The sequence below is a fragment of the Streptomyces durmitorensis genome, from assembly GCF_023498005.1.
GTDB classification, from domain to species: domain Bacteria; phylum Actinomycetota; class Actinomycetes; order Streptomycetales; family Streptomycetaceae; genus Streptomyces; species Streptomyces durmitorensis.
This window is the reverse complement of the sequence record NZ_CP097289.1, coordinates 4633291-4655498: the sequence shown is the minus strand read 5'-3', so window position 1 is coordinate 4655498 and position 22208 is coordinate 4633291. Positions and strand designations below refer to the sequence as shown.

Below are 22208 nucleotides of genomic sequence, written 5' to 3'. Positions count from 1 at the left end.
GGTCCGGGGCGGCTCAGCGCTTCACGGCCGGAGAGCAGGCTTTCCGTCGCCAGGGAGTCGCTGCGGTCGCGGTGACGCCGAGAGCCAGGGCAACGGCGGCAACGGCCCAGCTGAAGAGGTCGGTGGCCGGGTTGGCCGTCCAGTCCCACCAGTTGAGGGGATACCAGACCAGAAAGAGGACCGAGGCCAGAGGGACGGCCCAGCTGAGTTGCTGCCCAAGGAAACCGGCGGACAGCAGGGCGAGGCCCAGCCAGATCACGGTGGACCGGACGAAGACGATCCCGGATGCGGGACCGTTGGCGAGAGCCTCTGCGCCGAACGAGAAGGCGCACACGGTGACGGTCAGCGCGGTGCAGTACGCGACGCGCAACCGGTGCATCGTGGATGCGCCCATCGCGTCGTGTGCCGCCATGGGCCCGTCGAGAGCGGCGGAGAGGAAGACCGCCGTCAGAAGCGGAAGCTCCTGCCGGTAGGGCACGCCTGTGGTGACTCCTCCGCTGCCGATGGAGGGAAGCGCGATGTCGGTGCCACCGAAGAACGCCGACAGCAGGGCGACGACCGCGGTGCCGGCGAGGACTGCGGCGCCTCGGTGGACTCGTGCGTAGCGGAGCAGATCAGCGCCGTTCATCAGGCCTGCACCAAGAGCCTTCCCCCATTACTTGTCCGCGCTCCTGTTCGACCCATTTCCGCTGTTCGGCATCGGGCATCCGCGCAGCCTTGGCCGCGTCGCGCTGGGCGGTGGTGACTCCTTCGACGTGGAGTCCTTCGTCGGCGACGGCCGGGTCCTGCCCCATGGCCTCGTATTCGAGCCACAGGTGGATGTTGTCCATCGCCTGCCACGCACGGCGCTCGTCCTGGGGCGGGCGGCACCGGCCGAACGACTCGGTGAACACCTGGTCGGCCATGGCGATGGCCGCGGTGCGTACGTGCCCTTCGGCGATGTCGAAGCCTCGGTCGCCCAGGTCGGTTCGCCGGAGCCCGAACTCATGGAACTCGGCGGGTACTTGGATCCAGGGCTGGTCGGCCTGCTCGAGGAGCTGGGCCATCCGGGTCAGCTCTGGCAGGTACTTCCGGTGCTCGGGCCAGACGCACACCCGTGGGGAGTTCTCATCGGCGCGGTCGCACAGCGGCGTCGTCGCCGTAGCCGGACGCTCGACGCGCAGTTCGCCGGCTGCCGGTGCCGCGGCCAATGCGGTGAGGGCAAGGACCACCGACCCGACGGCAACTCCGCGTACGTGCCGTGGCAGTTCTCGACGCGGAATCTGGCGCCCGGCGTTCTTCCTCCGCAGCGGCGGTGCCGTCACCGCCAGTGTGGCGAGGGCGAGGGCGCAGAGCAGCCGAAGGGCGACGGGCAGCGGGCGCATGTAGGTGTCCGGCGGCCCCGCGAGCACGTTGAACTTGAACGGCAGGGACAGCATGCTGATGAAGCAGCCCAGCGCGCAGACGACGGGTGTGAACGCGGCCGAGGGCCACCAGCGGCCGGCCAGATGTCCCACGGACGCGAAAATGATCAGGGTCGAGGCGCCGAGCAGCAGGTAGGACGGCCACAGGAAGCCCGGTCCCGCATCGCCGAGAGAGACGGCCGCGGCGGTGAGGCACCCGATCCCGTACGCGAGGAATCCGAGCGTGAGGGTGGCGGCGAGCCGCACGGCCTCGATCCGCCAGCCCGGCCGGGCAGCCGCGAGAAGGAACTCGGGCATCCCCGCCCGGGAGGAACGTCCGGCCTGCCAGGCGGAGACTCCGGCGAGGACGGGCCCCAGGAAGAGCGTGACGATCTGTGCCGCCACGCTTGCCTCGGGCCATACGCCGATCCAGTACCGGGACCGTCCGAAGAGCACCAGCAGGTCCACGGCGATCATCACGGGGAACGCGGTGAGCAGGGGAGAGCGTCGCAGCTCGATGCGGTAGGCGTTCAGCATGCGGCTCCCTCGGTGGTCCCGCGGCCGCCGAGAACAGCCATGTAGCCGCGCTCCAGCGGACTGTCTCCCGGAGCTTTCGGTGTGGACAGTGCCGCCAATTCCTGCGGCGTTCCGCTGTGGACCACCTGGCCGTCGCTGAGCACGAGGACGGCGTCGCAAGCAGCGCCCACGTCCTCCACCAGGTGCGTACTGAGCACAACGGCGGCCCCGGCGCGGGCGAGGGAACGGATGAGGTCACGGAAGTCGAGGCGCTGGGCGGGGTCGAGGCCGACGGTGGGCTCGTCGAGCAGGAGCAGGGAAGGGGAGCCGACGATGGCCGCGGCGATCCCGGCACGACGCAGCATGCCGCCGGAGAGCGTCTTCATGCGGTCGCGGCCCCGGTCGGTGAGTCCGACGGCAGCCAGTGCCTGCTCGGTCGCCGACTCGGCCTCCTTGGAGGGGACTTCACGCAACCAGGCGCAGTAGCGGACGAAATCGGTGACGGAGAACGCCGGGTAGTAGCCGAAGTCCTGCGGGAGGTAGCCGATCCGAGGCCTGACCTGCCGGACATCCCGTTCGCCGGCGACGGCCTCGCCGAACAGCTCAAGGCTTCCGCTCTGCGGGGGCGCGATCGTGGCGAGCGTACGGAACAGAGTGGTCTTTCCCGCCCCGTTGGGACCCAGCAGTCCGGTGACGCCTGGCTGGATGGACAGGTCGAGATCCTCGATGATGCGTCGGCCGCCGTACCCCTGTGTGAGGGCCGTCAGTCGGGCGACGGGATGAGTCGTCATAGATAGAATTCCCAAAATGCGGGGTGGGCCACTACGACAGGCTGCGCGACGGCTACAGGGGTAAGTACGACACCTACGAGAGCCACGTGTTTGCGTCGTTGCAGTACCCGTGACCGGCGGTTGAGTACCAGTACCCCCGGCAGCCGGCATCCCACGAGCTCTCGTTGGAGGCGCTCGACATCGGAGCCGTCAGCCCGATGGCCGTAGCCGCCAGAGCCGCCACGACAGCACCCTTCGCGGCCTTGGTGGCCATTATTCGGTTTGCAAGAGAAAGATTCTTCATTTCCCCCCCTGGGAATATGACGCTGGATGAGCAAATTATTCGCACCCAGTCGTGAGTTACGGCAGGTGCAGTGAGAGACGTCCCGGCCGAATACAGGGGCAGCCGACCGGGACGACTCAAAGGGAAGCGAGGCCCTGCCCCAGGACGTTCGACAGGACTGATCGCCGACGGATCGGCCCGAACCGGGCTTGCTCCGCCGACATTCACTTTGGTGCGGCTGGGGGTGTGCCGCCAGCGTCATCTTGTTGCAGTGCACCCTGCTGAGGCAGGGGCAAAAGGTGCAGGAGCACCTATTCGTGCATGGGTGAGCGCTCCCGTGGACTCAGGCGTCCGATTCCAGGATCCCCGACTGGCTTATGAGATAGCCGAGTTGGGCGCGGCTCTGGCTGCCGAGGGAGGAAGCGAGTTTGGCGATGTGTACGCGGGCGGTGCGGACGTTCATGCCGAGGCGGGTGGCGATCTCGGAGTCGGTGTGGCCTTCGATCAGGAGGCCGGCGATTGCTCGTTGGCGTACGGTGACGCCGTCCTGTGCGGGCAGTGGCACGGGGACCGGGTACATGGGAGTCGCCTTGCGCCAGAGAAGTTCATACCCTGCGGTGAGATGGGCGACGAGTGCCGGATGGCTCAATTCGATGGCTATGTCGCGAGCTTCCCGCGTCGGAATCATGGCCGAGCGCTGATCGAAGATGAAGAGGCGCTGTGGGAGCTCGTCCAGAGTGCGCACCTCGACGTTGCCTTGCAAATGCTCGTAGTGGGCGAGAGTTGCCAGTGAGTGGCGGGTCGTGTGCTGATAAAGCGTACGCATGCGGCCGCCCCGCCTGAGGAACCCTTGCTCAACAGGCCGCGAGTCGGCCAAGTGCCTGGGGAGCCTCTGCCCTCCCGGCTGGATGATGCGGATCTCTTCAATGGTGGCCGCTGTTGCTCGGTCGATGGCTTCTTCGATGAGCGGCATCCCCTGCAACACGGAGATTCCAGAAGCACTTGAGGCGCGGGAGCGGCTGGGGGCCAGTGACATCAGCTGGTCGAATTCGACGGCCAACTGCGCTTTGCGACGACGCTGATGTGCGATGCCGTCCTCGACACCCACAAGAAGCCGAGGGAGCGCGACGGCCGGTGATACAGGGCGTAGCCATTGCGTGTCGTCGCAGTCGGGGCGCAGGAGGCCGAAGCGAACGAGGCAGGGGGTCGGATCGACCTCACGAGTGTGAATTCGGCCTGCGCGCAGGGCGCGGGTGTACGCCTCCATGCCGGCTTGGCACAGTTCGTCGCTTTCGTGTGCGTGATGCCCTGCGGCCATCTCGGCCTCCCCACTGCTTCTCAGGTGAAGCGCGGTCTCCTAGCGCTTCTGGTCGAGGATTCCTGACTGACCAATGCGATAGCCGAGTTGAGCCCGGCTGTGACTGCCGACGCCGACGGCGAGTTTGGCGATGTGTACGCGGGCGGTGCGGACGTTCATGCCGAGGCTTGCGGCGACCTCGGAGTCGGTGTGGCCCTCGACGAGGAGGGCAGCGATGGCGCGCTGGCGGGCGGTAACGCCGTCGTCCGCAGGCTGGGGGGCTGACTGCGGCCACATGGGCGTGGCCAGGCGCCACAGGCGATCGAAGGTGGTGGCGAGGTACTCGACAACGGCGGGGTGGCGCAGTTCGAGGGCGAGGCTGCGGTCCTTGCTCGCTGGAATGAAGGCCACGGTCCGGTCGAAGACGAAGAGGCGCTCCGTGACCTCGTCGAGGGTGCGGGCTTCGGCATCGCCTTCGAGTCGCTCGAGGTAGGCGAGAACAGGGAGGGAGTGACGGGTCGTGTGCTGATAGAGAGTTCGCATGCGACAGCCGCGGCTCAGCAGTGCCTGGTCGCGGGCGAATGCGTCGGCCAAGGTCTCTGGTGGGCGGGTGCCTCCGGGCTGGACGGCGAGGAACTCCTCCTGCGTGTCGGAGATGGCCTGGTCGATGGCCGCATTGATGCGTTCGAGGCCGTCGAGAACAGTGATCGCGGGATTGTCCGAGGCGGTGGACAGCCGGGGGTCGAGGGCCATGAGTGGCTCGAAGGCCGCAGTGAGACGTTCCTCCCGCTGGCGCTGGTCCGTGATGTGGTCCTCGATGACGCGAAGGAGCCGGGGGAGAGCGACGGCAGGGGCAGTGGGGTGCAGCCACTGCATGTCGCTGATGTCCGGATGGAGCAAGCCGAAGTCGACGAGGCAGGGCGCCTGTGCGACGTCTTCGCTTCGGATCCGGCCTTCGCTCAACGCTCGGATGTATGCGGCCGAACCTTGCTCGCAGAGTTGCTCGACGCCGTGCGGTATGTGCTCGACGGACATGCTGTGCTCCCTCCCGCTCGGTTGAAGCGACGTGATTCTATGCAGGGGCAGTTGCGTCATGGGCAGGATTGGCGTGTGGGAGGCGGGCTGCTCTCCCCGGTCGGGGTTTCAGACCGGCCTATGAAGTAGCCGAGTTTGCTCCGATTACGACGCACGGCTGACCGCAGGCCTGGGAGTACAGGGCTGTCCCCATGCCGCACGGCTGGTCGGCTCCGCGGGCATGAGGCTGGTTCGTCGAGGTCTGCTCGCTCCCTGAACGAGTTCAGCGATTTTTGTCCAGGATTCCGGACTGGGCGATCAGGTAGCCGAGTTGAGCCCGGCTGCCACTGCCAAGCGCGGCGGCGATCTTGGCTATGTGGGCACGGCAAGTGCGGACGTTCATGCCGAGTCTTCTGGCGATCGCCTCGTCGACGTGACCTTCGATGAGGAGTCTCGCAATGGAGCGCTGGACGCCGGTGATGCCATCGATCGGGGGAGCGTAAGGGGTCTCCTCGAGCAGGGGAGCCGCGCGTTGCCAGAGTTGCTCGAAGACGTTTGCCAGATACTCGACAATTCCGGGATGCCGGAGTTCCAGGGCCGCTTGACGGTCGTCCCGCGCCGGTATGTAGGCGACTGTGCGATCGAAGATCATCAGACGTTCAATTAGTTCTTCGAGGGTGCGTACCTCCACCTTGCCCTGCTTCATGTGCTCGGCATAGGCGATGGTGCCCTGGCTGTGACGGGCCGTGTGTTGGTACAGCGTGCGCATCCTGATGCCGCGGTCGATGATGCCTTGGCTGCGCTTTACGGCCTCCGTGAGGATGGCTTCGCTGCGTCCCCCGCCGGGTTGGACCGTAAGAATCTCGCTCTGGCACTCGGTTGTGGCGATTTCTATGGCCGCGTTGATTCTGTTCGCGCCTTCCAGCACGGTGATCGCATGGGCGGTCGACCGGTCCTGGACGCTGATGGACATGAATGGCTCAAAGGCTTCGGTCAGTTCGACTGCCAGGGCCCTTCGTTCCTGGATCTCGCGCTCGATGGGGCGGAGACGCTGCGCGAGTACGGAGGTCGGAGGAGCCGGGCGGAGCCAGCCGGGGTCGTCCGAGTCGGGGTGCAGGAGGGCGAACTCCACCAGGCAGGGAGCCAGGTCCGCCTCGGCGCGCGCGATGCGTCCTGCGCGCAACGCGCTGGCGTAGAGCCGCTTTCCCTCGTCACATAGGTCGGCCATGGAGTGAGGATGTGCCCGAATTGGGCCTTTTGTTGTCATAGCTCCATCCCCCAGGGTCCTGAACGTGCAGGAACATGATGCATCGCTCCTGTGGTGTTCGCATGGCTGAATGAGCCATCGTCTTGGGAGGCCGGGGGAGAGTCGCTATGGAAGTGAGGACGAAGCCCGCTATGTGCAAGACAATGCTTCGCTCGGTACTTGTTGGTGCCTTCTCTGTCGGATTGGCCATCAGCGCTGTGAGCGCTTTTGATCTGCACAGGGATACCGGGTCTACGGCCATACAGGAGTCCGGGACCAACGCGGCGCCTCCTGACATCATTTGGGCCTCGGCCACAGGCGACATCATCTGGGCTACGGTTCCTGTCGACGGCCCCGCGCCGGCGGGAGCGAAGGCATGAGCACTCCTCCCGACGATCGCACCTTCCGCCGAGAAATGGCCACCGCCTACCGATCCGGTTGGCACTTCATCGATCTCGCCACCGCGATACCCCACGCAGGCGACTCGTTGATGGTCACGCTCCTCGGCGAGCCGGTAGTCGTCACCCGTGACGACGAGGAGGAGATCCGGGCCTACCGGTGCCTCCGCAAGCCGCGCGGCGCCCCGCAGCCAGTGCGGTGTGCCATTCGGTACGGGATGGTCTTCGTCAATCTCGACCGGCGTGACCACCAGCTGGTCGGTGAACCCGGCCGGCCCGGAGAGCAGCAGGACCAGCAGAGTTCGAGCACTACAAGAGCCATCACAGCCACCCCCCGCAGCGCCTGACGCGATCCCCCGTCGTTGTACATCGCGCAGGTGCTTCCCAGCAGCGGCGCCACCGTGGACCTGAACACGGTGGCGCCGCTGTGGTGTGTGCGGGCCCGGCCCGCCGCCGCCCGCGTCAGCGAGCCGCCTTGTTCCCCATCGCCCGCGTCAGTGTGATCTCGATCAGCACGCGGTTCGGATTCACCCGCGGAGCCCTCTCGTACCGCTCCTCGTAGCGCCGCTCGCCCTCCGCGATCTCCGCCTCCTCCGTACGCACCCGCGCGTACCCCTCCAGCGTCGCCCAGCGCCGCCCGTCGACCTGGCAGACCGCCACCCGCGCCCCCGGCCCCTCCGCGCCGGGAGCCGTCGCCGCGAGGACGTGGGAGACCTTCGCGCTCGACTTGCTCGCAAGGACGCGGGCCACCCCCGCCTCCGGGTCGTACGTCACGCCGACCGGCACGACGTGCGGGGTGCCGTCGGGGCGCAGTGTCGTCAGCGTGCACAGATGCCGTTCGCGCCAGAAGCTGAGGTAGGCGGGGGTCGGGTGATGCGGGTCCATGGCCATGCGGCGAACCTAACCGCCGCCCGACCGCCGCCCGCGTGCACCCCGCCCTCGCCCTTCCCACGCACCCTGCCCCCGCCTCCTTGAGTGGAATAGACTCAACTTTATGTACGCTGTTTAAGTCAGGTGGGGCGGATGGGCGCCCGCCAGGCCGTACGCCACACGGGCCGTACGCCATACGGATCGCAAGGAGGAGACGACTACGTGGACGCCGAGCTGACCAACAGGAGCCGGGACGCGATCAACGCGGCCAGCAACCTGGCCGTGAAGGACGGGCACCCCGACCTGACCCCCGCGCATCTGCTGCTCGCGCTGCTCGAGGGGCAGGACAACGAGAACATCACCGACCTGCTCGCCGCGGTCGAGGCCGACCAGGCCGCCGTCCGCGCCGACGCCGAGCGGGCGCTGAGTAGCCTGCCCAGCGTCACGGGATCCACCGTCGCCCCGCCGCAGCCCAACCGCGACCTGCTCGCGGTCATCGCCGACGCCTCGCAGCGGGCGAAGGAGCTGGGCGATGATTACCTCTCCACCGAGCATCTGCTGATCGGCATCGCTGCCAAGGGCGGTCCCGCGGGTGAGGTCCTGAGCCAGCACGGGGCCAGTGCGAAGAAGCTGCTCGACGCGTTCGAGAAGGCAAGGGGAGGACGCCGGGTGACCACTCAGGACCCGGAGGGCCAGTACAAGGCCCTGGAGAAGTTCGGCACCGATTTCACCGCCGCGGCCAGGGAGGGCAAGCTCGATCCCGTCATCGGGCGGGATCAGGAGATCCGGCGCGTGGTGCAGGTCCTGTCCCGGCGCACGAAGAACAACCCCGTCCTCATCGGCGAACCCGGCGTCGGCAAGACCGCCGTCGTCGAAGGGCTCGCGCAGCGCATCGTGAAGGGGGACGTCCCCGAGTCCCTCAAGAACAAGCGGCTCGTCTCGCTCGACCTGGGGGCCATGGTCGCGGGCGCGAAGTACCGCGGTGAGTTCGAGGAGCGCCTCAAGACCGTCCTCTCCGAGATCAAGGAGAGCGACGGGCAGATCATCACCTTCATCGACGAGCTGCACACCGTCGTGGGCGCCGGGGCCGGCGGCGACTCCGCCATGGACGCCGGCAACATGCTCAAGCCCATGCTCGCCCGCGGCGAGCTGCGCATGGTCGGTGCGACCACCCTCGACGAGTACCGCGAGCGGATCGAGAAGGACCCCGCCCTGGAGCGCCGCTTCCAGCAGGTGCTCGTCGACGAGCCGAGCGTCGAGGACTCGATCGCCATCCTCCGTGGGCTCAAGGGGCGGTACGAGGCCCACCACAAGGTCCAGATCGCCGACAGCGCGCTCGTCGCGGCCGCCGCGCTCTCCGACCGGTACATCACCTCGCGCTTCCTGCCCGACAAGGCCATCGACCTCGTCGACGAGGCGGCCTCCCGGCTGCGGATGGAGATCGACTCCTCTCCCCTGGAGATCGACGAACTCCAGCGCGCCGTGGACCGCCTGAAGATGGAGGAGCTCGCCCTCAGCAAGGAGACCGACCCGGCGAGCAAGGAGCGGCTCGAAAGGCTGCGGCGCGACCTCGCCGACAAGGAGGAGGAGCTGCGGGGGCTCAACGCGCGCTGGGAGAAGGAGAAGCAGTCCCTCAACCGCGTAGGTGAGCTGAAGGAGAAGCTCGACGAGCTGCGCGGCACGGCCGAACGCGCGCAGCGCGACGGCGACTTCGACACCGCGAGCAAGCTGCTCTACGGCGAGATCCCCGCCCTCGAACACGACCTGGAGGTCGCTTCCGAGGCCGAGGAAGAGGTCTCCAAGGACACCATGGTCAAGGAGGAGGTCGGTCCCGACGACATCGCCGATGTGGTCGGAGCCTGGACGGGCATCCCCGCGGGACGCCTCATGGAGGGCGAGACGCAGAAGCTCCTGCGCATGGAGGAGGAGCTCGGCAAGCGGCTCATCGGCCAGACCGAGGCCGTGCAGGCGGTGTCGGACGCCGTGCGCCGCACGCGGGCCGGTATCGCCGACCCCGACCGCCCCACCGGCTCCTTCCTCTTCCTGGGCCCGACCGGCGTCGGCAAGACCGAGCTGGCGAAGGCCCTCGCGGACTTCCTCTTCGACGACGAGCGCGCCATGGTCCGCATCGACATGAGCGAGTACGGCGAGAAGCACAGCGTGGCCAGGCTGGTCGGCGCCCCGCCCGGGTACGTCGGCTATGAGGAGGGCGGCCAGCTCACCGAGGCCGTGCGCAGGCGCCCGTACAGCGTCGTCCTGCTCGACGAGGTCGAGAAGGCGCACCCGGAAGTCTTCGACGTGCTGCTCCAGGTCCTCGACGACGGGCGGCTCACCGACGGGCAGGGGCGGACGGTGGACTTCCGCAACACCATCCTCGTCCTGACGTCGAACCTCGGCAGCCAGTACCTCGTCGAGCCGACGACCTCCCCGGAGGAGAAGAAGCAGCAGGTCCTGGACGTCGTACGGGCCTCTTTCAAGCCGGAGTTCCTCAACCGGCTCGACGACCTCGTGGTCTTCTCCGCGCTCAGCAAGGACGAGCTCGCGCACATCGCCGAGCTGCAGATCGACCGCCTCGCCAAGAGGCTCGCCGAGCGGCGGCTCACGCTGGAGGTCTCCCCGGAGGCGCTCGCGTGGCTGGCGGACGAGGGCAACGACCCGGCGTACGGAGCGCGGCCCCTGCGGCGCCTCATCCAGACGTCCATCGGCGACCGGCTCGCCAAGGAGATCCTCTCGGGCGAGGTGAAGGACGGCGACACGGTGCGTGTCGACACCTTTGGTGACGGCCTGATCGTCGGTCCCGCGACGGGCGCGACTTCAGCGGGAAAGACCCTGTGAAGGGCTTCAGGACGGCATAACCCGGTCACATCGGGGGCGGGGGTTGCGGGCCCCCGCCCGACATGGGGCAGGATGGCGGAATCCGTACGAAGGGACTAAGCACGTGAGCATCGACCCGTCCTCGATTCCGAATTTCGGGGGACAGCCCGAACCGCAGCAGGGCGATGGACCGGCGGGCCCCGTTGTCCCCGACCAGGACCTGGTCAAGCAGCTCCTGGACCAGATGGAGCTCAAGCACGTCGTCGACGAAGAGGGTGACCTCGCGGCGCCGTGGGAGGAGTTCCGCACGTACTTCATGTTCCGTGGCGAAGGGGACCAGCAGGTCTTCTCGGTGCGGACGTTCTACGACCGCGCGCACGGCATCGAAGAGAAGTCCCAGCTCCTCGAGGCGATCGACGACTGGAACCGCCGCACCCTGTGGCCGAAGGTCTACACGCACACCCACGACGACGGCACCGTCCGCCTCATCGGCGAGGCGCAGATGCTGATCGGCACCGGAGTCTCGCTCGAGCACTTCGTGTCGTCGACGGTCAGCTGGGTGCGTGCCGCGATCGAGTTCGACAAGTGGCTCGTCGAGCAGCTCGGCCTGGAGGCCGAGGTCGACGCCACCGAGGGTGAAGAGAAGCCCGAGGACGAGGCCTAGGCCACGTCCGTACGAAAGCCCGGCCGGAGCGCGCCACCTGATGGTGGGCGTCCCGGCCGGGCTTTCGCGTTACGTAGACGTGCGATCTGCGCGGGTCACAGCGACTTGAGCCGGGAGACCGCTTCCGCCAGGACCTCGTCCTTCTTGCAGAACGCGAAGCGCACGAACGGGGCGCCGGCCTCCCGGTGGTCGTAGAAGACCGCGTTCGGGATGGCGACCACGCCGACGCGCTCGGGCAGCGCCCGGCAGAAGGCGAAGCCGTCGGACTCGCCGAGGGGGCGGATGTCGGTCGTGATGAAGTACGTGCCCGCGGGCCGGTAGACATCGAAGCCGGCCGCCGTGAGGCCTTCACTCAGAAGGTCCCGCTTGGCCCGCATGCCCTCGCGGAAGGACGCGAAGTACGAGTCCGGCAGGGCGAGCGCCTCCGCGATCGCGTACTGGAAGGGCCCCGAAGACACATACGTGAGGAACTGCTTCGCCGACCGGACCGCCGTCACGAGCTCGGGCGTGGACGTGATCCAGCCGACCTTCCAGCCGGTGTACGAGAACGTCTTGCCCGCGGAGCCGATCGTCACCGTGCGCTCGCGCATGCCGGGGAACGAGGCGAGGGGGATGTGCGTCGTGCCGTCTCCGTCGTCGAAGACGAGGTGTTCGTAGACCTCGTCCGTGACCACGAGGAGGTCGCGCTCGACCGCGAGCTTCGCGATCTCGGTGAGCTCCGCGCGGGTCAGGACCGTGCCGGTCGGGTTGTGCGGAGTGTTCAGGAGCAGCAGCCGGGTGTGGGGCGTGATCGCGTCGCGCAGCTCGTCCAGGTCGAGCCGGAAGCGTCCCTCGGCGGCGTCCGGGCGCAGCGTCACGGGCACGCGCTTGCCGCCGGCTAGGGCGATCGACGCCGCGTACGAGTCGTAGTACGGCTCCAGGGCGATCACCTCGTCGCCGGGCTCCACCAGGGCGAGCAGGGACGCCGCGATCGCCTCGGTGGCACCCGCCGTGACCAGGACCTCGCGGTCGGGGTCGTACGAGAGGCCGTACTGCCGCCGCTGGTGCTCGGCGACGGCGGTGCGGAGCTCGGGGATGCCGGGGCCCGGCGGGTACTGGTTGCCGCGCCCGTCACGCAGGGCACGCACCGCGGCCTCGCGGATCTCCTCGGGACCGTCGGTGTCCGGGAAACCCTGGCCGAGGTTGATGGCCCCCGTTTTCACGGCAAGCGCAGACATCTCGGCGAAAATCGTCGTACCGAACTCGGCGAGGCGGCGGTTGAGCAGCGGGCGCCCGTTCCCGGAAGTGGAGGTCATGGCCGCCATCCTGCGCCGAACCTCCAGAGTTCCTCAACTCACGCAGGGGCGTGACGGCCTGAAGGGGTCCGCTTGACCTCATGTCGAGTCGAGGTACGAGGTTACGAGCAGTGGGCGCAGGAGGACGCCGTCCCGGCCGACAGCAGGGTGAGGACGTTCCACCGCCGCCTGAGCTTGAACGCCGCGGACGAGAAGCGGGTCCCCGGCGCCATCGCGTTCGCTGAACACCACGAGAAGGGCCTCGCCGACACCAGCCGCACGAGCCGCCCAGCCTGGCTGCGACTCACGGCGCTCCCAGGAGTGCGCCCGATCGGTGTGCGGCGATTCCGGCTGTATGTATAGCTGTTGCTACCGGCCCGGCTCAACAAGCGTGAACAGCCTATGAACTGCCCCCCCCGAGCAGGACAGGGGCATTTGCCCCGCGAGAACCCTCTGAACTTGCTCAACTCTGCTTTGGGTCGGCATGCGCGAGGGCATTCCCCTTTCACGCAAGTACAACGGGAAAAAGAACGCGGACCCACGGGGGGCCTGCTTCGGGGGAACGGAAAGGGGCGTGAAGGTCATGATCCTGGTCTTCGTGTTTGTCGCGGTTGTTCTGGTCGTCGTCGCACTCGCGGTTGCCAGTGGCAAGGGAAGCGGTAAGCGGTCGCACTCCGGAACGGTCGGTGGGTCCGCGGCCGGTGGCGGCTGGTGGGTCGGTGGCGGCGACAGTGGTGGCCACCACGGCGGCAGCTCCTGTGGCGGCGGTTCGTCCTGCGGCAGCAGCTCTTCGTGCGGCGGCGGTGGCGGTTGTGGCGGTGGCGGAGGCAGCTGACACGGGGCAGCTGGTCCGTCCATCTGTTGAAGTGCCCGGTGGGAGGCAACTCCTGCCGGGCACTTTGTCGTTGAGCCATTGAACAGTTGAACTGTGCAGCCCCCGAGGGGATGGAAACCCTCCGAAGTTGGGTAAAAACGCTGTGGCAGTGCAGCAGTCCATGATTCCCTCTTAACCGTCAGCACCGCCCTCGTACGGACGACTTGGACAAACGGGTCGTCTCTTCGCTGGGCACGAGCCGGCATTCCGGCCGCCCGGTGTCCGACCGGGTGCGCCGGCACCACCTCCATTGCGTGTTAGCGGAGCCGACCCATGCTCACGACCCTGAAGACTGTCTATACCGACACGTGCGCCGCGGACCTCGCCTGGACCCTTGGGCGCGAGCCGCTGCCCGCGCTCGCCACACTCGAACTCGAACTCGACGATGCCAAAATGGAGTTGAGGCTCCTGGGGGCATCGCACCAGGTGCTTCTCGAAGAGGAGCAGGGCACCTGTTCCGAAACCGTCGCCTGCATCCCCGGCAGCAGTACGCCCCTTCCGCTCGGCGTCTCCAAGCGCCTGGGCGAGTGGGAGTACGAATTCGCGGCGCGCGTCGAGACCCTCTCGCGCGGCCAGTTCGCGGGCCGCGCACAGGAACTGCTCGCCCTGGTGGCCGAGCATCCGCACGGCCTCGCCGGGGTCTTCCCCGGCAGCCCGCACGCGTTCACGGCGATGCTGGCGCAGCGGCACGAGGGCTCGGTGCAATGGCGCACCTGGCACGCCTACCCGCAGGACGGACAACTCGTCGCGACGCGCACTCGCGTGGGAGTTCGGATGCCCGCGATTCTCTGACCGGGCGGTTCGAGGTTCCCGGCCGGGCGGCTCGCGGCGCTCCGACCAAGGGCCGAGCAGGGCGTCACCAAGTGCCCCTTGCCGCGCCCCATTTACACCTCTGACGTCGAGATGCACCCTTGTGGGTGACGGGACGTGAGAGTTCGGTGACGTAGCGTTCCCAAGGTGATCGAGCCGTCAACGCATTTACCCGTGACGCCCAGGACGGGGCGGTTCCTCGTCCTGGCGGGCGTCTTCATCTGCGCGGCCTGCGGTCTGGTGTACGAACTCGAACTGGTCGCCCTCGCCTCGTACCTGATCGGTGACTCGGTCACGCAGGCGTCGGTGGTCCTGTCGGTGATGGTCTTCGCCATGGGCATCGGCTCCCTGCTCGCCAAGCGCCTGCGGTGCCGGGCCGCCGCCGGATTCGGCCTGGTCGAGTCGGCGCTCGCGCTGGTCGGCGGGCTGAGCGCGATGGCGTTGTACGCGGCGTTCGCCTGGACCGGCGACCGGGGCGAGGTCTGGGCGGGCGGCTCGCGGTATCTGCTCGTCGCGTTCTCGCTCGCCATCGGCCTGCTCATCGGCGCCGAAGTGCCGCTCCTGATGGTGCTCATCCAGCGGATCAGACGGCAGGACCCCAGCGGCGCGGTCTCGGACCTGTTCGCCGCCGACTACGTGGGCGCGCTGGTGGGCGGCCTCGCCTTCCCCTTCCTTCTCCTCCCCCTGCTCGGCCAGCTGACCGGGGCGCTGATCACCGGCGCGGTCAACGCGCTCGCGGGCGGCGCCCTCGTCTTCGGTCTCTTCCGGCACGACCTGAGCGTGCGCGGCCGCTGGGCCCTGCTCGTCGCGAACGTCACCGTCCTCGGGGTGCTCGCCTCGGCCGCCGTGCTCGTCGGCGACTTCGAGGCGGCGGCGCGGCGGGCGGTCTACGGCAAGGACGTACGGGTCGCCGTGCAGACCGACGTCCAGGAAGTGGTCCTCACCGGCGGCAGGCTCGACTCGCTCGACCTCTACCTCGACGGGCGCCTGCGCGTCAGCGGCCGCGACGAGCACCGCTACCACCGTGCGCTCGTCGGCCCCGCGATGAACGGCCGCCGCGCGCGCGTGCTGATCCTGGGCGGCGGCGACGGCCTCGCGGCGCGCGAGGTGCTGCGGCACTCAGGGGTGCGGCGGGTGGACATCGTCGAACTCGACCGGGGTGTGGTCGAGTTGGCGCGCAGTGACCCGGCGCTGAGCGAGCTGAACGAGCAGGTGTACCGCGACCCCCGGGTGCGCGTGGTGCACGCCGACGCGTTCCGCTGGCTGCGCTCGCCCCCTCGTACGTACGACGTGGTGATCTCCGATCTGCCCGACCCCGGCATCACCGCGAGCACCAAGCTCTACTCCCAGGAGTTCTACGGCCTCGTCTGCCGGGCCCTGGCCGCGGGCGGCCGCCTCTCCGTGCACGCGGGGCCCGTCGCCGCGCGGCCCCGCGTCTTCTGGACGGTGGAGGCGACGCTGCGGGCGGCGGGTCTGCGGACCGAGCCGTACCGCGTGGGCGGCCGCCTCTCCGGGTTCGCGGCGGGCCCCGACCGGACGGCGGACGGCACGTCGGCGCCGCGCGACTGGGGCTTCGTCCTCGCGGCCGGATCCCGCCCCGTCCTCGACCCGCCCCGGACGGCCGGGCTGCTGCGGGTGGACGTGGCGTCCGCCGAACGGACGCGGATGCGGGGGTTGACCCCCTCCACACTGGTGCACCCGCGGTACGCGAACTGACGAACTGACGTACATGGTCTCGGCCACGTGGGTAGGCTCGGTTGCCATGGAGCATGAGGTGTTCGTTCCGGTTCCCGCCGACCGTCTTCAGCAGGTGCTGAGCGACCCCGAGCAGGTCGCTGGGGCGGTGCCCGGACTTCAGCGCGACGCGGACGAGTCCGCGTCACCGCTCTCCGGCCGTCTCAAGGTGCGGGTCGGCGGCCACACGATCACGTACCGGGGTGCGGCGCGGGTCGCGTCGCGGGGCGACGGTTCCTTCGCGATCGAGGGCGAGGGCGTGGAGGTGCGGGGCGGCGGCTCCGTGAAGCTCTCGCTGGTGGTGCGGCTCGACCCCGCCGAGGACGGCGAGGGGACCCAGGTGGTGTTCTCCGGTACGGGTGCCGGGGAGGGGCGCGTCGCCGAAAGTTCTCCACAGGCTGTGGAGGGTGCGGTGCGGAGGCTGCTTGAGCGGTTTGCGGAGGGGTTGGGGCGGGGGGCCGAGGAGCCTGAGCCCGAGGCCGAGCCTGTCGTGGTGGAGCCTGTCGAGGACGTTTCCGTCTTCGAGACGGACGTTCCGCCTTCGTCGTTCGACGAAGCCGAGGAAGAGATCTTGGTGCCGCCCGCGGAGGCCGCGCATGCCCGGCGGACGATGATCGGCCGCAGCGCGGAGGAGGTCGACCACGCGCCGCCCCGGGGGCGGTACGCGCCCGCGCCGGCGGCCGAGTCGATGTCCACCAGCGCGACGCTGCGGTGGGCCGCGCCTGCCGCTGCGGTGGTGCTGGCCTCGGCGATTGTTGTTGGGCGGGCGCTTCGGCGCAGGCGATGACGTATCCCCTAACCCGCCCCTTCCCGAAAACCCGCTGCGCGGGGGCCTCCTCAAACGCCGGAGGGGCTGAAGATTCAGCCCCTCCGGCGTTTGAGGAGCGGGGTCTGGGGCGGAGCCCCAGGTAGGTCCGGGGCGCAGGCACGGTTTTCGGGAAGGGGCGGGGTTGGGGACAAATCTGTGCCCGTAGGGTCAACCCCGTGAGTAGCGAAGAAGACGTGACACTGACCGCGGGTGACGCGGAAATTACCCTGCAGCCGGGGAACGGCTGCCGGGTCGGGAGCCTCAAGGTCGGCGGCCTGGAGCTGCTGCGGCAGGGCGACCGCTACGGCTGCTTCCCCATGGCCCCCTGGGCCGGCCGCATCCGCGAGGGAAAGTTCCGCAACGGCGGCACGACCCACCAGATGCCCCTCAACTCCCCGCCCCACGCCATCCACGGCTTCGCCCGCGACGCCGCCTGGCGCACCGCCCGCGCGGGCAAGACCGAGGCCGCCTTCACCTACGACCTCGCCGACCCCTGGCCCTACGAAGGCCGCGTCACCCAGCTCATCGCCCTCACCGAGGACTCCCTCACCCTCACCCTGGGCATCGAGACGTACGGCGACTCCTTCCCCGCCCAGGCGGGCTGGCACCCGTGGTTCAACCGCGGCCTCGGCCAGGAGGACGTACGCGTCGACTTCAGCCCCGCCTGGCAGGAGGAGCGCGGCGACGACCACCTCCCCACCGGCAACCGCATCGCCCCCACCCCCAGCCCCTGGGACGACTGCTTCGGCATGCCCGACGGTGTCGACGTCGCCCTCACCTGGCCCGAGCAGCTGGAGCTCAAGGTGAAGAGCCGCGAGCAGTGGGTCGTCGTGTACGACGAACAGGAAGCCGCCGTGTGCGTCGAGCCGCAGACCGGGCCGCCCAACGGGCTCAACACCCTGCCCCGCCTGGTCACCCCCATCGACCCCCTGGAGACGTCGACGACCTGGACCTGGACGCGGCTCTGAGCCGCTGGACGCGGCTTTAAGCTGACAGGCATGACTGACGACGTACGTGGCGCCCTGCTGCAGCAGATCAAGGACAAGGCCGTGGTGCACGGCAAGGTGACCCTCTCCTCGGGTCTCGAAGCCGATTACTACATCGACCTGCGCCGCATCACCCTCGACGGCGAGGCCGCCCCCCTGGTCGGCCAGGTGCTTCTCGACCTCACCGCCGACCTCGACTTCGACGCCGTCGGCGGCCTCACCATGGGCGCCGACCCCGTCGCGGGCGCGATGCTGCACGCCTCCGCCGCGCGCGGCAAGCGCCTCGACGCTTTCGTCGTGCGCAAGGCCGCCAAGGCGCACGGCATGCAGCGGAGGGTGGAAGGCCCCGACATCAAGGGCCGCCGCGTACTCGTCGTCGAGGACACGTCCACCACCGGTGGCTCCCCGCTCACCGCCGTCGAGGCCGTGCGTGAGGCCGGTGCCGAGGTGGTCGGCGTCGCGACCATCGTCGACCGCGCCACCGGCGCGGGCGAGAAGATCACCGAGGGCGCCGGGGTGCCGTACCTCTTCGCGTACTCCAAGGACGACCTCGGCCTCAGCGACTGAGGACCAGGGACTGAGGACCTACGTCCGGGCCGAGCCGCCCGGCAAGTCTGGAAAGATGGGGGCGACGATGACGTCGCCCCCTTAGGTCAGGGCCAAGCACACACCCGCACATCACAAGGAGCGGACACATGCCCATCGCAACCCCCGAGGTCTACGCCGAGATGCTGGACCGGGCGAAGGCAGGCAAGTTCGCCTACCCGGCCATCAACGTGACCTCCTCGCAGACGCTGCACGCCGCACTGCGCGGTTTCGCGGAGGCCGAGAGCGACGGCATCATCCAGATCTCCACCGGTGGTGCGGAGTTCCTGGGCGGCCAGCACAACAAGGACATGGTGACGGGCGCCGTGGCCCTCGCCGAGTTCGCGCACATCGTCGCCGCGAAGTACGACATCACCGTCGCCCTTCACACCGACCACTGCCCCAAGGACAAGCTGGACACGTACGTCCGTCCGCTGATCGACGTCTCCGCCGAGCGCGTCAAGGCCGGCCGTAACCCGCTCTTCCAGTCGCACATGTGGGACGGCTCCGCCGAGACCCTCGCCGACAACCTGGCCATCGGCCAGGAGCTGCTCGCGAAGGCCGCCGCCGCGAAGATCATCCTCGAGGTCGAGATCACCCCGACCGGCGGCGAGGAGGACGGCGTCACGCACGAGATCAACGACGAGCTGTACACGACCGTCGACGACGCGCTGCGCACCGCCGAGGCCCTGGGCCTGGGCGACAAGGGCCGCTACCTCCTGGCCGCGTCCTTCGGCAACGTCCACGGCGTCTACAAGCCGGGCAACGTCGTCCTGCGTCCCGAGCTCCTCAAGGACCTCCAGGAGGGCGTCGCCGCCAAGCACGGCAAGGCCGCGGGCTCGCAGCCGTTCGACTTCGTCTTCCACGGCGGCTCCGGCTCGACCGCCGAGGAGATCGCGACCGCCCTGGAGAACGGCGTCGTGAAGATGAACCTCGACACGGACACGCAGTACGCCTTCACGCGTCCCGTCGCGGACCACATGTTCAAGAACTACGACGGCGTCCTGAAGGTCGACGGCGAGGTCGGCTCGAAGAAGACGTACGACCCCCGCACCTGGGGCAAGGCCGCCGAGGCGGGCATGGCCAAGCGCGTCACCGAGGCCTGCGCGAACCTGCGCTCCACGGGCACGAAGCTGAAGTAGGCACCGCCGCTCACGCCGAAGGGCCCGGCATCCCGTTCCAGGACGGGGTGCCGGGCCCGTCGCATGCCGTCATGGCGCAGACTGGAACCCATGGCCATTCACAAGGATCTGCTCGGGGGACCGCCCCCGACCCACCTGCCCGACGACCCGGAGCCGCGCGAGCTCCTCGCGAACGGCGCGGCGCCCGCCGACGTCGCCGCGAAGTACCCGACCTCCTCGCTCGCCTGGGCACAGCTCGCCGACGAGGCGTTCGAGCGCGGCAGCGTCGTCGAGTCGTACGCGTACGCCCGCACCGGCTACCACCGCGGCCTCGACTCGCTGCGCCGCGCAGGCTGGAAGGGCCACGGCCCGGTGCCGTGGGAGCACGAGCCGAACCGCGGCTTCCTGCGCGCCCTGCACGGCCTCGCGCGCGCCGCGCAGTCGATCGGCGAGCAGGAGGAGTACGAGCGCTGCTCGGGCTTCCTGAGGGACTCCTCCGCTGCGGCGGCGGACACCCTGGGCTGAGCCCCACAAGGCGTCCGCACGACGTACGAGACCTGCCTGGTCCGCTGTGACCAGGCAGGTCTTGCCGTTTCGTGGGATGTTGCGGAGGATGCCGGTGGGGACCGGGGCCCCCGTGTCGGTAACGGCAGGGGCGGACCGCTACCCGGAGTACGTATCAAGGAGATCGCGATGTCCCAAGAGGCGGACACCCCGAACCTCGACTTCGCAGGAACCACCCCTTACGAGGACTACGTCCAGGCGGACGTCCTCACGCACCTCCAGCACCTGCGCTCGGACGACCCCGGCGAGATGGTCTTCCTGGTCACCACCCAGGTGATGGAGCTGTGGTTCACGGTCATCGTGCACGAGTGGGAGACCGCGTCGCACGCCCTGCGCCGCGACGACATCCCCACCGCCGTGGCCGCGCTCAAGCGCAGCCTGCGCGAGCTGGAGGCGCTGAACGCCTCCTGGCGCCCGCTCGCCCAGCTGACCCCCGGGCAGTTCAACTCCTACCGTTCCGCGCTCGGCGAGGGATCCGGATTCCAGTCCGCGATGTACCGCCGCATGGAGTTCCTGCTCGGCGACAAGTCCGCGTCCATGCTGGTGCCCCACCGGGGCGCGCCGCGCGTCCACGCGGAGCTGGAGAAGGCACTCCAGGAGCCGAGCCTCTACGACGAGGTCCTCGCCCTGCTCGCCCGCCGCGGTCACGCCGTACCGGCCGCCGTGCTGCAGCGTGACCTGACGCAGAGGTACGAGCCGTCGCCCGAGGTCGAGAAGGTGTGGACCGACCTCTACTCGGGTGACGAGAGCGATGAACTCGCGCGCCTCGGCGAGGTGTTGACGGACGTCGGCGAGCTGGTGTGGCGCTGGCGCAACGACCACCTGGTGGCGACGCGCCGCGCGATGGGCTCCAAGACGGGCACGGGCGGCTCGGCCGGAGTGGCCTGGCTGGAGAAGCGCGCGACGAAGAACGTCTTCCCCGAGCTGTGGACTGCGAGGAGCCATGTCTGAGGTTTCGTACGACGCCCTCCGAGCGCAGGCGGCGAAGAGGGACAGTGAGGACGAACTCAGCGCGAAGCGCGCGGAGTTCGAACTGGACGACACCGTCTACCTGGACGGAAACTCGCTGGGCGCCCTGCCCACGGTCGTCCAGGAGCGCGTGGCGGACGTCATCTCACGCCAGTGGGGCCAGCTCCGCATCCGCTCCTGGGAGGAAAGCGGCTGGTGGACCGCCCCCGAGCGCATCGGCGACCGCATAGCCCCCCTCGTGGGCGCCGCCCCCGGCCAGATCGTCGTCGGCGACTCGACGAGCGTGAACGTCTTCAAGGCCCTGGTCGCGGCGGTACGCATGGCCCGTGACTCGGGCGAGGGGCGCGACGAGATCGTGGTTGACGCGACGACGTTCCCCACGGACGGGTACATCGCGCAGTCGGCGGCGCGCATGACGGGATGCACGCTGGTGCCGGTCGCGCCGGGCGAGGTGCACGGTGTCCTCGGCCCGCGTACGGCGGTGGTGCTCCTCAACCACGCCGACTACCGCACCGGGCGGCTGCACGATCTGCCCGCCCTGACCGCGGCCGTGCACGACGCGGGTGCGCTCGTGGTCTGGGACCTGTGCCACACCGCGGGCGCGCTGCCCGTCGGGCTCGACGAGCACGGCGTCGACCTCGCGGTCGGGTGCACCTACAAGTACCTGAACGGGGGGCCGGGTTCACCTGCCTACCTCTACGTACGGGCGGATCTGCAGGCCCGCTTCGACTCCCCGCTGCCCGGCTGGAACTCGCACGCGGAGCCCTTCGGCATGCGGCCGGAGTTCGAGGCGGCCGACGGCGCCGTGCGGGGCCGGGTCGGTACGCCCGACATCCTGTCGATGCTGGCGCTCGACGCGGCGCTCGACGTCTGGGACGGGGTGTCCATCGAGGCCGTACGCGCCAAGTCCCTCGCCCTGACGGACTTCTTCGTCGAGTGCGTGGCGGCCTACGTCCCCGAGGGCCGCGTCGAGGTGATCACCCCGGCCGCCCACGAGCAGCGCGGCAGCCAGGTCGCGCTGCGCTGCGAGGACGCGGGTGACGTCATGCGGCGCCTGGTCGAGCACGGCGTGGTCGGTGACTTCCGTGCGCCGGACGTGCTGCGGTTCGGCTTCACGCCGTTGTACGTCGGCTTCGCCGATGTGGAGCGGGCGGCGGGAGTGCTCGCGCGGACGCTGGGCGAGACCGGGACCGGAACCGGGATCGCCGGCTGACGGCCTCCGGCGATTC

21 protein-coding genes are annotated in these 22208 nt (G+C 69.1%); 13 read left to right on the top strand and 8 right to left on the bottom strand.

Annotated elements, in window-relative coordinates; translation table 11 throughout:
* Positions 1 to 13: 13 nt before the first annotated feature.
* From M4V62_RS20860 to M4V62_RS20835, 6 genes are all read right to left on the bottom strand, one after another.
* On the bottom strand, positions 14 to 628 hold the full coding sequence (locus M4V62_RS20860; protein WP_249588763.1) for a hypothetical protein: 615 nt from the start codon (positions 626 to 628) through the stop codon (positions 14 to 16).
* A complete protein-coding gene (locus M4V62_RS20855; RefSeq protein ID WP_249588762.1) occupies positions 615 to 1919 on the bottom strand; it encodes a DUF7224 domain-containing protein in 1305 nt (434 codons plus the stop codon). Before M4V62_RS20855 ends, M4V62_RS20860 begins: the two co-directional genes overlap by 14 nt.
* Complete coding sequence (locus M4V62_RS20850) at positions 1913 to 2689, bottom strand: ABC transporter ATP-binding protein (RefSeq protein ID WP_249588761.1); 777 nt, start codon at positions 2687 to 2689, stop codon at positions 1913 to 1915. The genes M4V62_RS20855 and M4V62_RS20850 overlap by 7 nt, the downstream gene beginning before the upstream one ends.
* Before the next feature lie 605 nt (positions 2690 to 3294).
* Complete coding sequence (locus tag M4V62_RS20845; protein WP_249588760.1) at positions 3295 to 4269, bottom strand: helix-turn-helix transcriptional regulator; 975 nt, start codon at positions 4267 to 4269, stop codon at positions 3295 to 3297.
* A gap of 39 nt (positions 4270 to 4308) precedes the next feature.
* Positions 4309 to 5283 (bottom strand): helix-turn-helix transcriptional regulator, encoded by a 975-nt coding sequence (locus M4V62_RS20840; protein WP_249588759.1) that lies wholly within the window; start codon positions 5281 to 5283, stop codon positions 4309 to 4311.
* 262 nt (positions 5284 to 5545) lie between these two features.
* Positions 5546 to 6529, bottom strand: coding sequence for a helix-turn-helix transcriptional regulator (locus M4V62_RS20835; RefSeq protein ID WP_425575257.1), 984 nt, complete (start codon positions 6527 to 6529; stop codon positions 5546 to 5548).
* A gap of 355 nt (positions 6530 to 6884) precedes the next feature.
* On the opposite strand from M4V62_RS20835, the gene M4V62_RS20830 reads away from it, so the two are divergent.
* On the top strand, positions 6885 to 7253 hold the full coding sequence (locus tag M4V62_RS20830; protein ID WP_249588757.1) for a Rieske (2Fe-2S) protein: 369 nt from the start codon (positions 6885 to 6887) through the stop codon (positions 7251 to 7253).
* A 115-nt stretch (positions 7254 to 7368) separates the two neighbouring features.
* Here M4V62_RS20830 and M4V62_RS20825 read toward each other — a convergent pair whose 3' ends face one another.
* Positions 7369 to 7797, bottom strand: coding sequence for a pyridoxamine 5'-phosphate oxidase family protein (locus M4V62_RS20825; protein WP_249588756.1), 429 nt, complete (start codon positions 7795 to 7797; stop codon positions 7369 to 7371).
* A gap of 201 nt (positions 7798 to 7998) precedes the next feature.
* Between M4V62_RS20825 and clpB the strand changes: the two genes are divergently transcribed.
* Positions 7999 to 10611: an ATP-dependent chaperone ClpB gene (clpB, locus tag M4V62_RS20820; protein WP_249592916.1), complete on the top strand. Its 2613-nt coding sequence runs from the start codon at positions 7999 to 8001 to the stop codon at positions 10609 to 10611.
* A gap of 103 nt (positions 10612 to 10714) precedes the next feature.
* On the top strand, positions 10715 to 11254 hold the full coding sequence (locus M4V62_RS20815; RefSeq protein ID WP_249588755.1) for a YbjN domain-containing protein: 540 nt from the start codon (positions 10715 to 10717) through the stop codon (positions 11252 to 11254).
* Between the two features lie 95 nt (positions 11255 to 11349).
* Here the strand turns inward: M4V62_RS20815 and M4V62_RS20810 are convergent, their stop codons facing one another.
* Positions 11350 to 12558 (bottom strand): pyridoxal phosphate-dependent aminotransferase, encoded by a 1209-nt coding sequence (locus M4V62_RS20810; RefSeq protein ID WP_249588754.1) that lies wholly within the window; start codon positions 12556 to 12558, stop codon positions 11350 to 11352.
* A 63-nt stretch (positions 12559 to 12621) separates the two neighbouring features.
* Between M4V62_RS20810 and M4V62_RS20805 the strand changes: the two genes are divergently transcribed.
* The 10 genes from M4V62_RS20805 (at position 12622) to kynU (ending at position 22192) form a co-directional block, all read left to right on the top strand.
* Positions 12622 to 12891, top strand: a complete 270-nt coding sequence (locus M4V62_RS20805) for a hypothetical protein (protein ID WP_249588753.1) — start codon at positions 12622 to 12624, stop codon at positions 12889 to 12891.
* 784 nt (positions 12892 to 13675) lie between these two features.
* A complete protein-coding gene (locus tag M4V62_RS20800) occupies positions 13676 to 14194 on the top strand; it encodes a DUF2617 family protein (protein ID WP_249588752.1) in 519 nt (172 codons plus the stop codon).
* Positions 14195 to 14359: 165 nt separating this feature from the next.
* On the top strand, positions 14360 to 15928 hold the full coding sequence (locus tag M4V62_RS20795) for a polyamine aminopropyltransferase (RefSeq protein ID WP_486388580.1): 1569 nt from the start codon (positions 14360 to 14362) through the stop codon (positions 15926 to 15928).
* Between the two features lie 46 nt (positions 15929 to 15974).
* The gene (locus M4V62_RS20790; RefSeq protein WP_249588750.1) at positions 15975 to 16733 is read left to right on the top strand and encodes an SRPBCC domain-containing protein; all 759 of its coding nucleotides are present in this window, start codon (positions 15975 to 15977) and stop codon (positions 16731 to 16733) included.
* 197 nt (positions 16734 to 16930) lie between these two features.
* Complete coding sequence (locus M4V62_RS20785) at positions 16931 to 17722, top strand: aldose epimerase family protein (protein ID WP_249588749.1); 792 nt, start codon at positions 16931 to 16933, stop codon at positions 17720 to 17722.
* 30 nt (positions 17723 to 17752) lie between these two features.
* Positions 17753 to 18307, top strand: a complete 555-nt coding sequence (gene pyrE, locus M4V62_RS20780; RefSeq protein ID WP_249588748.1) for an orotate phosphoribosyltransferase — start codon at positions 17753 to 17755, stop codon at positions 18305 to 18307.
* 128 nt (positions 18308 to 18435) lie between these two features.
* On the top strand, positions 18436 to 19467 hold the full coding sequence (fbaA, locus tag M4V62_RS20775) for a class II fructose-bisphosphate aldolase (protein WP_249588747.1): 1032 nt from the start codon (positions 18436 to 18438) through the stop codon (positions 19465 to 19467).
* Between the two features lie 90 nt (positions 19468 to 19557).
* On the top strand, positions 19558 to 19971 hold the full coding sequence (locus M4V62_RS20770; RefSeq protein WP_249588746.1) for a DUF3151 domain-containing protein: 414 nt from the start codon (positions 19558 to 19560) through the stop codon (positions 19969 to 19971).
* 168 nt (positions 19972 to 20139) lie between these two features.
* Positions 20140 to 20961 carry a tryptophan 2,3-dioxygenase family protein gene (locus tag M4V62_RS20765; RefSeq protein WP_249588745.1) on the top strand — a complete coding sequence of 274 codons (822 nt, stop codon included), beginning with the start codon at positions 20140 to 20142 and terminating at the stop codon, positions 20959 to 20961.
* Positions 20954 to 22192, top strand: coding sequence for a kynureninase (gene kynU / locus M4V62_RS20760; protein ID WP_249588744.1), 1239 nt, complete (start codon positions 20954 to 20956; stop codon positions 22190 to 22192). The genes M4V62_RS20765 and kynU overlap by 8 nt, the downstream gene beginning before the upstream one ends.
* The last annotated feature ends 16 nt before the right edge of the window (positions 22193 to 22208 follow it).

Excerpts from the sequence above, each read along its gene's own strand:
- M4V62_RS20790 (WP_249588750.1), top strand. The coding sequence starts at position 15,975 with ATGGAGCATGAGGTGTTCGTTCCGGTTCCCGCCGACCGTCTTCAGCAG.
- M4V62_RS20860 (WP_249588763.1), bottom strand. The coding sequence starts at position 628 with ATGAACGGCGCTGATCTGCTCCGCTACGCACGAGTCCACCGAGGCGCC.
- M4V62_RS20835 (WP_425575257.1), bottom strand. The coding sequence starts at position 6,529 with ATGACAACAAAAGGCCCAATTCGGGCACATCCTCACTCCATGGCCGAC.
- M4V62_RS20830 (WP_249588757.1), top strand. The coding sequence starts at position 6,885 with ATGAGCACTCCTCCCGACGATCGCACCTTCCGCCGAGAAATGGCCACC.
- M4V62_RS20800 (WP_249588752.1), top strand. The coding sequence starts at position 13,676 with ATGCTCACGACCCTGAAGACTGTCTATACCGACACGTGCGCCGCGGAC.
- M4V62_RS20855 (WP_249588762.1), bottom strand. The coding sequence starts at position 1,919 with ATGCTGAACGCCTACCGCATCGAGCTGCGACGCTCTCCCCTGCTCACC.
- M4V62_RS20810 (WP_249588754.1), bottom strand. The coding sequence starts at position 12,558 with ATGGCGGCCATGACCTCCACTTCCGGGAACGGGCGCCCGCTGCTCAAC.
- M4V62_RS20845 (WP_249588760.1), bottom strand. The coding sequence starts at position 4,269 with ATGGCCGCAGGGCATCACGCACACGAAAGCGACGAACTGTGCCAAGCC.
- pyrE (WP_249588748.1), top strand. The coding sequence starts at position 17,753 with ATGACTGACGACGTACGTGGCGCCCTGCTGCAGCAGATCAAGGACAAG.
- M4V62_RS20850 (WP_249588761.1), bottom strand. The coding sequence starts at position 2,689 with ATGACGACTCATCCCGTCGCCCGACTGACGGCCCTCACACAGGGGTAC.
- kynU (WP_249588744.1), top strand. The coding sequence starts at position 20,954 with ATGTCTGAGGTTTCGTACGACGCCCTCCGAGCGCAGGCGGCGAAGAGG.
- M4V62_RS20770 (WP_249588746.1), top strand. The coding sequence starts at position 19,558 with ATGGCCATTCACAAGGATCTGCTCGGGGGACCGCCCCCGACCCACCTG.
- M4V62_RS20840 (WP_249588759.1), bottom strand. The coding sequence starts at position 5,283 with ATGTCCGTCGAGCACATACCGCACGGCGTCGAGCAACTCTGCGAGCAA.
- fbaA (WP_249588747.1), top strand. The coding sequence starts at position 18,436 with ATGCCCATCGCAACCCCCGAGGTCTACGCCGAGATGCTGGACCGGGCG.
- M4V62_RS20825 (WP_249588756.1), bottom strand. The coding sequence starts at position 7,797 with ATGGCCATGGACCCGCATCACCCGACCCCCGCCTACCTCAGCTTCTGG.
- M4V62_RS20765 (WP_249588745.1), top strand. The coding sequence starts at position 20,140 with ATGTCCCAAGAGGCGGACACCCCGAACCTCGACTTCGCAGGAACCACC.